Source organism: Enterobacter sp. CM29, assembly GCF_013179605.1.
GTDB classification, from domain to species: Bacteria; Pseudomonadota; Gammaproteobacteria; order Enterobacterales; family Enterobacteriaceae; genus Enterobacter; species Enterobacter intestinihominis.
Map to the genome: position 1 here is coordinate 1 of NZ_JABMCU010000167.1, position 10034 is coordinate 10034.

Here is a 10034-nt window from a genome sequence, read left to right on the forward strand (position 1 = left end):
GCGCACCGCATCCGCGATTTTTGTCATGTCGCCAAGGTTGGTTACTTCCGGCCAGTGATGGGCGAGGACTGCGGATGGGAATGGTTCGATTTCAGAGAACCAGGCCGGTTTCCAGCCGAGAGGTTCCCACGCTTTACTGGCAGCCTCGATTCCGCTGCACACGCTTCCGTATTTCATGTCGCCTCCTGCCTTTCCCGATATTCCTCAGCGAGCCGCTGGGCCTTTAATGGATTGCTGACCACTTCACCCCATGGCATTAGCCAGCCGTTACCAATGAATGGGAGGCACAGATTTCCTACCCTGATGTCGTCGTGAGCGTGAGTCATAGGATGGACTCCATTTCGTCGATGTAGAGGCCCTGAGCAATAAGCTGGCGACGGCGTGCTGCACGCGCTATGCATTCCTGCCGTCTACCTTCCTGCGATTGTTCAATGGCGCGCCGGGTGAACAGCCGTGATTTACCCTGTGGTGTTACGACCTTTGGCTTCGTGACCAAGTCGAATGTCCGGTCGCATATGCCGTCCTCGTTAAGCCATTTTTTTGACTCAACGATCTGCGCTATCTGCCCGGTGCCGCGAGTGATGCCGTTGGCAACCCGGTTAAACTCGATGAGCGTTACGCCAAACTTCTCGGCGATTTCGCTGCCGGTGATCGGGCGGCCGCGCGTCTGAATCATCCAGATAACGCGTTCACGGAGGCCAGAGAATTGCCCGGTTCGCCCGGGCCTGCGGTAAAAGGGTGTGCGTTTCATGCTGCACGCTCTGTGATTTTCTGAATTTCAGATTCAAGATCTGCAAGGAAGCTCTTAACCTCAGACTCGATTTCGCGCGCCAGCTCTTCATCGAAATGAATGCGCTTCTTGAAATAGGCGAGGTCAGGCGGCAGGCGATCATCGAAACTAACGAAATCACACCATTTCCGCCCGGTACACATCATCTGTGCATGCATTTGCAGCATGTACTGGCGCTTTGGCTCGCCAGTTTTCAGCGTTTCAAGATGGGTCCAAGTGTTGGGGCATTTGATTTCGATAAGCCCGTCGCCGTTAACAAGTCCGTCCGGGCTGGCTGCGAATCCGGGTATGTTTGGGTGATCAATGAGTCCAACTTCAGTGATTTCTGCATCGAACTCATTCAGCGCGTACATTTCGCGCGCCACTGGCTCAAGTTCAGTGCCACGCATCATCGCGGCATTCGAAAAACCTTCCTCCATCTTCCCGGTCAGTCGTTGACAAATCAGCTCGGCCATGTAGTTCTGGCGGCTGGTGGAGTAGCCCGACTTAGTCCGGGCCATGACATCAGCCAGTCGACTGGCAGTGACCTTGCCGCAGCGCGCAGCAAACCATTCAGGGGTGCGTTGCTCCATCATTCAGCCTCCGCATCTGCGACATTGACAGGCTCGGCGTTGTCGACAGCAAGACTCATGTCATACATGCGTCGCTTCTCAACTGCGCCAATTACCTGCTTCTCCTCAGCGCTCAGCGCCACCCAGAACTCTTGATACTTAACGGTTCCAAGACGCGCGGCAGACTCGCCTTTTGCGATCAGGTTCGGACGACGGCTATCTGATTCATGGCCCGCATGAACCTCTGCTGCTGTTCCTTCAATAACTCGTTCTGCCTCGTCCTGGTCGAAGATGCCAGCGAAACCAAAGGCCAGACGCGCGCACTGGATCAGCGTCTTGTGGCGAAGCATGCGGGTAGGGTGGGACTGCCATGGCTGAGTGTTGCGTTTACACTCTCCCATGTACTCAGTGACAATGGTCGGGTGCTTACGGTCTTTGCGGTAAATCTTGCAGGTACACGCGCCTTCCTCCTTGTCGTAAGAGAACTCCATGCCGTCAAACTGAGGATGTTCGTTGATAATGCGAGCCCATCCATCAACGCCGACGACCGGGACAATCCCGCCTTTATCTGGGAATGCGTAAATCTCTTTGGTCCATGGGTTCAGGCCGTACTGGTTGGCGACGATCAGCAGGGCAGTAAACTGCTCGTCGGTGACGTTACCGCCTTTGAACGCTGTGTTCTTCAGCGTATTCATCAGGTCCGTACCGGCATCCATGCCGAGGCGTGCGGCCAATTTCCCGGCCATGGTGGAAAGTGCAGTACTCATTGTTAATCCCCTCAAAAATTAAAACGGACAGCCGGTACGGTGTTCCCAGTCGTATTCCGCCTGGGCGTAAGCAACTGCCGAAATGAAATAGTTGTAGGCCTTTCCAGCGTCATCGCTGCGAAGTCCTTCGTATGGGCTGGAGTCAATCGGTACGGAGAAGTGGAAGAGGCTGGACGGCTCTTTTGGCATCATGTCGATGATTTCCCGAGCGCGGTCGCCGATCCACTTCTCTTTCTCGTCGGTGAGCTGCTGCTCAGCCCAGCGCCGATCTTCGATGCGGTCGTAAGTGAGGTATGCGTTCATGGTTGCCTCAGTAGTGGATTTTCGCGCAGGGGATCAGGTCATCTTTCAGAGCGGTAAGCACTTCGATAGCCTGTTCGCGGGTTAAGCTGGTGTTACTGGTAAGCGCGTTAACGATGTTGGTGCCGACCGTCTTGCGATGCTTCACGTCAGCTTCGCGCTTGGCTTGCTCGTCGACTTTGCGCTTCTCTTCGGCCAGGCGAGCATCTTCGGCCTGTTTTGCCTTTAGGCGCTCGGCTTCAACCGCCGCGGCTTTTTCGCGTTCCGCCCGGGCTTCCGCTTCCTGCTTCTCACGCGCCGCACGCTGCTCCGTTTCAATGCGTTGGCGTTCCGCCAGTTCAGCGCGGGCTTTCTCTTCGGCTTCACGACGAACTGCGGCTTCAATCTCCGCTTTGTGCTTCGCTTCGGCATCGCGGCGGGCTTGTTCTGCCGCTTCGCGCTTAATGCGTTCTTCGTGCTCACGCTGAGCCTGTTCCGCCAGGCGGCGCTGCTCAGCGCGGTCACGGTCGAAAGCGTCATTCATTAGCAGGGCCATTTCATGGTCTACTTCGATCTGTGCGGCACGCTGGCGGTCGAACTCTTTGTTCATTTCCAGCGCTTCGGCGTGCATAGCGTTCATGGCTTCTTTAGCCTTAATGCGTTCCTGCTCGGCTTCCCATTCGGTGAGAGGGCGCCGGGTCGCATCGCGCAGCTCGTCACAAGCATCAACGAATCGCTTAATTTCGGCTTCAGCGGGGCGCACAGCTTCTTTCAGGCGCTTCAGGTACTCACGCCCCGGCTTTTCGATAGCTGTCTTGCTGCGGGACACCTGCGCAGCCAGAGAGGCGACACGGTCACGGCCTTTCTTCGTTGACAGGTCCGGCACTTCGTTTACTGCCTGGCGGATCTGTTCGAGATAAGCGTCAAGGCCGCCCGATACGTAAAGCACTGGCACCTGCTCCGGCTTGATTTCGATGACAGTTAAGTCCGTTACTTCGCTCATGGTTTCTCCTGAAATTTGGATGTGCAGATCCCGCCCGCAGAAAGCCAGGCCGATCGGGTGAATAGGGTGGTTAGTGCTGGATAGGGTTGCCGTGACCGTCCAGAAGGACGTCAATCACGCAGTCATTGAGGCGGATGATTTCTGCATCGGTGTGCAGGTAAACCCATTTGCGCTCCTGAATGACCGCTGAGACGCGATAGGTTCGGCCTTCATGCATTGCCATCATGCCTGGCGTGACGCACTGGCGAATGAGCGGGGTGGTGCCGTAGTGATTGATCATACCTTCACCTCAACCTGTTCCAGGAGGCCAGCGATATGCATCTGCCAGCGGTTAAGCGTCAGCTTGTCGCGCGGTGCCGATACCGACGTCAGCTGCCACTCGTTATCGTTAAGCTTTTTGGCGGTGTACTGCTTGCCGTTGTGGGTGACTGTCATGATGTCTCCCGGCTATTTGATTCGGAGTCCTGACGGAATGCTTCACGTAAGAACTCTTTACTAAATTCCATCTCAGGAGCCTGAACGAACGCGATATACGCTTCTTCCTGGCAGTTTGTGCAATATCCGGACGGACTGCGCATCCGCAATTTTCACAGTGTTTGGACATAATCATCTCCGCGCTTAAGGCCGCGCCGCCGAACGTTAAACAAGACTTCTGCGCTAATGGGCGGTGGATGGCCGCCGGTTGTCATAACTTGAGCCACTCATAAATGACTCCAGGTATGAAAAAGCCGCTGGTTAGGCGGCTATGAAGTTGATGGAAGCGCAGGGAGAGAAATGTTCTTCTTGCCCTCCCTCTGGGCGAGAAATAGTGAATGACAAATCATCGACACGCAGTACTTTCCAGTCGCCCTGCATATCTGAACTCAGCTGATTTTCGCGATCAGTCATAATCAACATTGATGCGTGAATATCTGAAAATTCCATCGCCTTACCCTCTTTCGTTACCCGCCGATGCGGGAGAAATGTTTTGGTCGGTGTGGTGGACTGGCACTGAGTCGCCACTCTCACTTACTTCCTGAGCGCCCTGTTTCTGTATTGGCAAACAACTATCTGCCCAGCCGGTTTATCAGGTCTTATCACACTGCTAGCGTTGCACCTCGCTTGAGGACGCCGCCACCACACCCCAAAACATTCCCTGTATTGGTCAGCGCCAACTCCCTGCCAGTGTTGCCCGTTCTCACGCCGTTCTCGCTCTCGCGCGGGGATACTCTCTCACCGACCGGATCGCACCCGGTGATACAGCACGTTTACGTGTAGGGGTCATAACAGGTCATTGACGCTGTAAATCTGCATGTTGTTAAAGAGCATGACGAATCGGTAGTGGTGCGCCGTTCGTCTATGCGGTTAACAATAGCTAAAGCGATTATTTGAGTCAATCGCCAAAACGATATTAATCATCGATAAAGCGATAATTGATTGAATGTTAAAGCGATATTTTTTTATTTTCTGAAGAAAAAAGTGATAAGGATTTGGTTTTTAGACGTGGTGGAAAAGAGAGGAAGAATCTGCGGACAATAAAAAACCCGCCGGAGCGGGTTATGCGAATCGTTTATAGTCGACTGACTGTCTGAGTAGCACCTTTGCCATGACGTAGAACGCGTCCTCGTCCTCTGGCTCAACGTACCACTTTTCGTAAATGGGGTTGTCGGATATTACTGCCAGGCGGTCACGCTGCATCTGAAGTCTCTTAACATGCAATGTTTTGCCGAAGACGAAGACGTATACCCCGTCACCATCAAAATGCGTAACGCCGGTATCAACGAAGATCTGATCGCCGGGTGAAATCGTCCCATCCATACTGTCGCCATTTACGGTAATGACCTTAACGTGCGTAGCTGGCCGGTTGCCGAACAAAGCGCGCGCCTGCTCATTCGTGTATTCGATGGCCCGGATAGTTTCAATGAAATCGCTGGTGACAATAGTGCCCGGTCCAGCGCTGGCTTTAACGTCGAGTACATCCACGCGGTAAATCCCATTCAATGACGGCTTAACCTGGTATAGCGCAGTAGGTTCTCTTGCGCCACTGGAAGCCATTTCCCCTTCACCAGTAGACAGCCACTCCGGCCGCACACCCAGAACAGAGGCGATCTCAACAGTCTTACGAGAGCCGTTAGCGTCCTTGAGTAATTTATTAACGCTGGACTGAGCCATGCCGACATCTTTGGCTAATCGGCCTTGTGTGTATCCAGCATGTTTCATTGCCTGCGCCAGGCGCTCCGAGAATCCCATATTCACCTCTGTTAATGACTCCTTTAACTGTATCGCTCAAGCGATTATTTAGCAAAAAATCGCCTATGCGATTGACATTCGCTAAAGTGATAACCATAATCGCTTTAAACTGATAGCTGAGGTGATTATGAAGACCCCAACAGTAGAGAAGAACTCCGCAGTAGAGAAAGCGATCGCTATCGCTGGCAGCCAGAAAGAACTGGCAAAACGTTGCGGCAAAGCCCAGTCAACTATCTGTGACTGGCTTAACGGAAAGAAACGCATCTCCCCGGTTCACGTTCCTGAACTGGTGAAAGCGGTTGGTGGTGAAATCCAGGCTCACGAATTCCGCCCGGACCTGCCGTCCATCTTTCCACACCCTGACAACCATGCCGCTTAACGGCGGCCCTAACCACGAAAGGGAAAGCAATGCATTCACTTGCGTATCAACAAGGTAACAAATTTTCGCCAACGGCGATGATTTACCAGAATCGCCGGGAACCTGATTCCACGGCGTTAAACATCGATGGGATCCGCGCAGCTGTTCGCGCCTGGGCAGCTGACTGCCGCAGCCGTGAATTTGTCGCAGCGCTGATTGTGGAAGAGTGGCGGGCTACCGGCGGCACCGGACTGGATATCCCGACAGACTCTCACCGCCAGATGCAGAAGGTGTTCCGCTGGATCGACGGCGACACCGAATATGCTGCCAACAACATTCGCCAGCTGGCACCGGCAATCATGTCCGTATTGCCGCTGGAGTACCGCAACCGCCTGGCGCCGCAGAACGACACGATGTCGCTGATCGCCTCTGCGATGAAAGAGTGTGCCGAGGCTAAACAGGCCGTGCTCCTGGACGCTCCAGAGCATCAGAAGCTGAAAGAGGTAAGCGAGGGTATAGCGTCGCTGTTCCGCCTTATGCCGGAGCAGGTAGGGCCACTGATGACGATGGTCACATCGATGCTGGGGGTCATGTGAGAGGCACCAGAAAAGAAAAAGCCCTTGAAGCGGTAACTTCAAAGGCCTTCCAAACACTGTGTTACGCCAAGTAACGGGAGTAATTATGGCAAACACCGCCAAAGTAATCAAATTCCCTGCGCAACAACCGGCGCAGCAGGAGAATCGCATGGCCGATCTGGAAAATGGCTATCTTCGCCTTGCTAACCAGATTCAGGATGCCTTGTGTTTCGTAGAGCTTTCGGGGCGTGAGTTCCGCGTGCTGAATGCTATTGTTCGCCTGACGTATGGCTGGTCCAAGAAAGAGGACCGGATCACCAACAGTCTCATTGCAGATAAAACCAGACTGGCCGTTAAGCACGTTTCTGAAGCTGTGCTCAGCCTGGCTTATCGCAACATCATTAAGATGCGCAGAATCGGGCAGACACGTTACATCGGGATCAACACGCTCCTGGATAGCTGGGCTTACACAAAGCCAAAATGTGCAAAGTGCCCGGTCAGTTTTCCGGTCGCTGAAGCTGTAACGCATGTTATTACCATCCCTGAAATCGGGGATAGTAAGATCACCCCACAAACCATCCCTGAAAACAGGGATAGCCATCCCCAAGAACAGGGAGAGGTATCCCTGAAAACAGGGAACACCAAAGACATTCTTCCAAAGACAAATATAAAACCTAATACCCCCTCTAATCCCCCAAGGGGGAAGGACAAGTTTGATCCGCTCAGTGTTGACGTTCCTGAGTGGCTAAATCAAACCGCCTGGCAGGAATGGGTTGCTTACCGCAAACAGTCTGGCAAACCGATCAAAACTGAGCTGACCGTCACCAAGGCGTTCAAGCTGCTGAAAGAGTGCCTGGAAGACGGACACAATCCGGTCGACGTGATCAACACCAGTATTGCGAACGGTTACCAGGGGCTTTTTAAGCCGAAGTTCGCTGTCAAACCAGCCGCCAAGCCGGATCTGGACTTCAACAACACTGACTGGGCCTACGGGGTGGTGCCATGAAATCTCTTGCAGAGCAGATGCGTAACCACGATCGCGAGCAGATGAGCCGCATGGCTCATAACCTGCCAGAGCAGTATCAGGAGCGCGCACCGGTCGAACAGGTGGCTCAAGTGTTCAACGGGCTGTTCAACCAACTGCGTGCCGCGTTCCCGGCCAGCATGGCGAACTTCCGCACCCAGGACGACCTGAACGAATTCCGCCGTCAGTGGTTGCTGGCGTTTCAGGAGAACGGGATCCACTCAATGGCGCAAGTCGATGCCGGTATGCGCATTGCCCGCCGCCAGGAGCGCCCATTCCTGCCGTCGCCGGGCCAGTTCGTCGCCTGGTGCAAACAGAGCGGCGGGGTGCTGGGCGTCAACGTTGACCAGGTGATCGCCGAATACTGGGACTGGCGTAACCGTTCGTTCGAGTTCACTTCCAGTGAGCAATTCCCCTGGTCGCAGCCGGTCATGTACCACATCTGCGTTGAACTGCGCCACCGCAGCACAGAGCGTCAGTTAACTCATGGTGAGCTGGCGCGTGAAGCCGGTGACCTGCTGGACATGTGGGAGAAGCGCGTCACCGAGGGTAAGCCAGTGCCGCCGGTACGCAGGGCGATTGCAGCCCCGGCTGCCGAGCATGGGCCGACGCCGATCCAACTGCTTCAGGCCAAGTACAACCGCAACAAGTCGAACGGGATGGTGTGAGATGACCATAACAATCCGTGGGCAGATTCTTGCAGCCCTGCGTAATAACCCGGGCCTGAACAGCGCTCGTATTGCCAGGATGATCGGCATGAACACCAAAAAGATGTCAGGCACGGTCAGCTCGCTCCTGGCAGACGGCCTGATCACCTGTGAGGGCAAACACGGCCAGCGGCTTTATCGGCTGACCAGTTACGGCATGAAATACGCACCGGAAACCATCCCGGCCATGCCGAAGGGGAATTCGAAGCTGGTGCAGCGTAAAGAGACAAACGTGATCTGCCAGGAGTGCCGCAACAGCGCGGCTATGAAGCGAGTATTGATGGTTTGGGGGAGGGTAGGGGTATGAGCAACATCAACAAACAGGATCTGCGCCTAACAGCAGAAAAGGCGAAAGATAACTTCATGCCGAACTTCATGGTACCAACTCGCGATTTACTGGCGCTGCTGGATGAACTGGAAGCAGCAGAGAAGCGTAATGCTGAGCTGGAAGGTCTACTGGAGTCTGAGGTTCGACTGTGGACACAACGTTACGACTGCGCAAATAGCCGCAGAGAAGTGGCAGAGAAGCGGATTGCTGAGCTGGAGGCGCGGGAGGTTGTACTTCCACAGCGCTATAGCATGTTGCATCGCGTCGATTTCGATGAGCCGTATCACACGGAAATGGTTTACAAGCAGCATCAGGTGCTTGAGGCACTGCACGATGCTGGAGTCAACGTCGCCGCAGCCGGTAAAGGAGATGCATCATGAAAACTTTCACCATTGGCTGGCTCAACAAATGCCGTTGTGGCAATAAATCACACGCTGTCAAAACCGCTCGCGGAAACGAAAGTGCCTTGTGGGATGACGATGCCGTTAAGTGCAACTCATGTGGTCGTGGCGGTGTTATTCAGGTCTGCGAAGGTCAAGCGCGCGTTTTATGGGAAACCGATGAAGAGATGGCTGAAGGAAAGCCGATGAGCACACTTACCAAAGAATGGCTCCATCAGACAATCGCGGAGCTTGAAGAAGAGCGTGATGCGACGCCAGGCGCAGTAAACGAAGACGCGGCCATGGCGCTGGAGGCGATGAAGCTAGCGCTGGCATCGCTGGAAGCTAAAGATAAGATTCCGGAACTGCGTCAGGTTATTTATCATTTCCGCGATTGGAATGAAGGTTTTCCGGTTGAGCGGTTCAAAGCCGACTACGTCATTAGTTGGATGTTGGCAAATTATCCTCCAGCTCAGCCAACGGCGGTATCTGTTCCTGGTGATGTCTCTGGTCCGCTTGCTCATGCCTACAAAGAGCTTACTCCTACGTTCATGCGTAACCACATCGACGTATTCGAGCGTTACGGGATTTACCCTGATGGTTCGGCAGGGATTCAGGCTATGCGCATTGCATTGGATGGTATGAACCGCCGCGCCGCCATGCTTCAGGGGGCCGATGGCATTTGAACGCTAATTTTTACGATGAGCCGGCCACTTCATAGTGGCCATTTACTCAATTCTTGGGATGCTTTTCTCTCGTAATCCAACCGAGAAAACCAGTAACGGCAAGCGTTGCAATGATAATTTGATTGAGGGCAACACCCAAGTACGCTTTCTGATAGAGAGCAAACAGGAACAGGAAAAGTACGATAAAAAATATCCATGAGCAGTAACGATGGATCTTTGCGCGCATAATTGGTCTCAGCAGCGGTTATCTGACGTAAGATACGTTCTATTAAAACGGATGAGTTGATGATTATGAACGACTTCAATATTGCTGCAAAGAGCCAAGAGGAACGCGACAAGGTTAACGTTGACCTTGCA

Annotated in this window: 17 protein-coding genes and 2 pseudogenes; 8 read left to right on the forward strand and 11 right to left on the reverse strand. The window is 53.8% G+C overall.

Going from position 1 to position 10034, the window contains the following annotated elements; all coding sequences use genetic code 11:
• From HP459_RS23550 to HP459_RS17700, 11 genes and pseudogenes are all read right to left on the reverse strand, one after another.
• Window positions 1-177 (reverse strand): annotated as a pseudogene (locus tag HP459_RS23550) (DNA cytosine methyltransferase); the annotation flags it as partial.
• Complete coding sequence (locus tag HP459_RS17655) at window positions 174-326, reverse strand: DUF1317 family protein (protein ID WP_171936560.1); 153 nt, start codon at window positions 324-326, stop codon at window positions 174-176. The pseudogene HP459_RS23550 and the gene HP459_RS17655, both read right to left, overlap by 4 nt.
• On the reverse strand, window positions 323-751 hold the full coding sequence (locus tag HP459_RS17660; protein WP_171936561.1) for a regulator: 429 nt from the start codon (window positions 749-751) through the stop codon (window positions 323-325). The genes HP459_RS17655 and HP459_RS17660 overlap by 4 nt, the downstream gene beginning before the upstream one ends.
• Window positions 748-1365 carry a lambda exonuclease family protein gene (locus tag HP459_RS17665; RefSeq protein WP_111962333.1) on the reverse strand — a complete coding sequence of 206 codons (618 nt, stop codon included), beginning with the start codon at window positions 1363-1365 and terminating at the stop codon, window positions 748-750. The genes HP459_RS17660 and HP459_RS17665 overlap by 4 nt, the downstream gene beginning before the upstream one ends.
• A complete protein-coding gene (gene bet / locus HP459_RS17670; protein ID WP_111962334.1) occupies window positions 1362-2108 on the reverse strand; it encodes a phage recombination protein Bet in 747 nt (248 codons plus the stop codon). The genes HP459_RS17665 and bet overlap by 4 nt, the downstream gene beginning before the upstream one ends.
• An 18-nt stretch (window positions 2109-2126) precedes the next feature.
• Window positions 2127-2411, reverse strand: a complete 285-nt coding sequence (gamL, locus tag HP459_RS17675; protein WP_171936562.1) for a host nuclease inhibitor GamL — start codon at window positions 2409-2411, stop codon at window positions 2127-2129.
• Window positions 2412-2418: 7 nt separating this feature from the next.
• A complete protein-coding gene (locus HP459_RS17680) occupies window positions 2419-3390 on the reverse strand; it encodes a hypothetical protein (protein WP_171936563.1) in 972 nt (323 codons plus the stop codon).
• Window positions 3391-3460: 70 nt separating this feature from the next.
• A complete protein-coding gene (locus HP459_RS17685; RefSeq protein WP_045281525.1) occupies window positions 3461-3670 on the reverse strand; it encodes a cell division protein FtsZ in 210 nt (69 codons plus the stop codon).
• Complete coding sequence (locus HP459_RS17690; protein ID WP_023294196.1) at window positions 3667-3825, reverse strand: hypothetical protein; 159 nt, start codon at window positions 3823-3825, stop codon at window positions 3667-3669. The genes HP459_RS17685 and HP459_RS17690 overlap by 4 nt, the downstream gene beginning before the upstream one ends.
• 300 nt (window positions 3826-4125) lie before the next feature.
• Complete coding sequence (locus HP459_RS17695) at window positions 4126-4314, reverse strand: hypothetical protein (RefSeq protein WP_139124752.1); 189 nt, start codon at window positions 4312-4314, stop codon at window positions 4126-4128.
• A 612-nt stretch (window positions 4315-4926) separates the two neighbouring features.
• Window positions 4927-5619 carry a helix-turn-helix transcriptional regulator gene (locus HP459_RS17700; RefSeq protein WP_046619604.1) on the reverse strand — a complete coding sequence of 231 codons (693 nt, stop codon included), beginning with the start codon at window positions 5617-5619 and terminating at the stop codon, window positions 4927-4929.
• A gap of 127 nt (window positions 5620-5746) precedes the next feature.
• Between HP459_RS17700 and HP459_RS17705 the strand changes: the two genes are divergently transcribed.
• From HP459_RS17705 to HP459_RS23770, 8 genes and pseudogenes are all read left to right on the forward strand, one after another.
• Window positions 5747-5998 carry a helix-turn-helix domain-containing protein gene (locus HP459_RS17705; RefSeq protein ID WP_001514164.1) on the forward strand — a complete coding sequence of 84 codons (252 nt, stop codon included), beginning with the start codon at window positions 5747-5749 and terminating at the stop codon, window positions 5996-5998.
• Between the two features lie 29 nt (window positions 5999-6027).
• Window positions 6028-6573 carry a toxin YdaT family protein gene (locus HP459_RS17710; RefSeq protein WP_126542218.1) on the forward strand — a complete coding sequence of 182 codons (546 nt, stop codon included), beginning with the start codon at window positions 6028-6030 and terminating at the stop codon, window positions 6571-6573.
• Between the two features lie 85 nt (window positions 6574-6658).
• Entirely contained in the window at window positions 6659-7558 is a 900-nt protein-coding gene (locus HP459_RS17715) for a replication protein (RefSeq protein ID WP_171936564.1), read from the forward strand.
• Window positions 7555-8244 (forward strand): replication protein P, encoded by a 690-nt coding sequence (locus HP459_RS17720; RefSeq protein WP_048241242.1) that lies wholly within the window; start codon window positions 7555-7557, stop codon window positions 8242-8244. Before HP459_RS17715 ends, HP459_RS17720 begins: the two co-directional genes overlap by 4 nt.
• 1 nt (window position 8245) lies before the next feature.
• Window positions 8246-8590, forward strand: a complete 345-nt coding sequence (locus HP459_RS17725; RefSeq protein ID WP_171936565.1) for a winged helix-turn-helix domain-containing protein — start codon at window positions 8246-8248, stop codon at window positions 8588-8590.
• On the forward strand, window positions 8587-8991 hold the full coding sequence (locus HP459_RS17730) for a hypothetical protein (RefSeq protein WP_171936566.1): 405 nt from the start codon (window positions 8587-8589) through the stop codon (window positions 8989-8991). Before HP459_RS17725 ends, HP459_RS17730 begins: the two co-directional genes overlap by 4 nt.
• Entirely contained in the window at window positions 8988-9677 is a 690-nt protein-coding gene (locus tag HP459_RS17735; protein ID WP_171936558.1) for a hypothetical protein, read from the forward strand. The genes HP459_RS17730 and HP459_RS17735 overlap by 4 nt, the downstream gene beginning before the upstream one ends.
• 291 nt (window positions 9678-9968) lie before the next feature.
• Window positions 9969-10034 (forward strand): annotated as a pseudogene (locus HP459_RS23770) (DNA polymerase III subunit theta); the annotation flags it as partial.

Bases quoted from the DNA above. Each gene is read 5' to 3' on its own strand.
- bet (WP_111962334.1), bottom strand. From the start codon at position 2,108: ATGAGTACTGCACTTTCCACCATGGCCGGGAAATTGGCCGCACGCCTC.
- HP459_RS17695 (WP_139124752.1), bottom strand. From the start codon at position 4,314: ATGGAATTTTCAGATATTCACGCATCAATGTTGATTATGACTGATCGC.
- HP459_RS17730 (WP_171936566.1), top strand. From the start codon at position 8,587: ATGAGCAACATCAACAAACAGGATCTGCGCCTAACAGCAGAAAAGGCG.
- HP459_RS17735 (WP_171936558.1), top strand. From the start codon at position 8,988: ATGAAAACTTTCACCATTGGCTGGCTCAACAAATGCCGTTGTGGCAAT.
- HP459_RS17685 (WP_045281525.1), bottom strand. From the start codon at position 3,670: ATGATCAATCACTACGGCACCACCCCGCTCATTCGCCAGTGCGTCACG.
- HP459_RS17660 (WP_171936561.1), bottom strand. From the start codon at position 751: ATGAAACGCACACCCTTTTACCGCAGGCCCGGGCGAACCGGGCAATTC.
- HP459_RS17715 (WP_171936564.1), top strand. From the start codon at position 6,659: ATGGCAAACACCGCCAAAGTAATCAAATTCCCTGCGCAACAACCGGCG.
- HP459_RS17700 (WP_046619604.1), bottom strand. From the start codon at position 5,619: ATGGGATTCTCGGAGCGCCTGGCGCAGGCAATGAAACATGCTGGATAC.
- HP459_RS17665 (WP_111962333.1), bottom strand. From the start codon at position 1,365: ATGATGGAGCAACGCACCCCTGAATGGTTTGCTGCGCGCTGCGGCAAG.
- HP459_RS17725 (WP_171936565.1), top strand. From the start codon at position 8,246: ATGACCATAACAATCCGTGGGCAGATTCTTGCAGCCCTGCGTAATAAC.
- gamL (WP_171936562.1), bottom strand. From the start codon at position 2,411: ATGAACGCATACCTCACTTACGACCGCATCGAAGATCGGCGCTGGGCT.
- HP459_RS17720 (WP_048241242.1), top strand. From the start codon at position 7,555: ATGAAATCTCTTGCAGAGCAGATGCGTAACCACGATCGCGAGCAGATG.
- HP459_RS17690 (WP_023294196.1), bottom strand. From the start codon at position 3,825: ATGACAGTCACCCACAACGGCAAGCAGTACACCGCCAAAAAGCTTAAC.
- HP459_RS17705 (WP_001514164.1), top strand. From the start codon at position 5,747: ATGAAGACCCCAACAGTAGAGAAGAACTCCGCAGTAGAGAAAGCGATC.
- HP459_RS17655 (WP_171936560.1), bottom strand. From the start codon at position 326: ATGACTCACGCTCACGACGACATCAGGGTAGGAAATCTGTGCCTCCCA.
- HP459_RS17680 (WP_171936563.1), bottom strand. From the start codon at position 3,390: ATGAGCGAAGTAACGGACTTAACTGTCATCGAAATCAAGCCGGAGCAG.
- HP459_RS17710 (WP_126542218.1), top strand. From the start codon at position 6,028: ATGCATTCACTTGCGTATCAACAAGGTAACAAATTTTCGCCAACGGCG.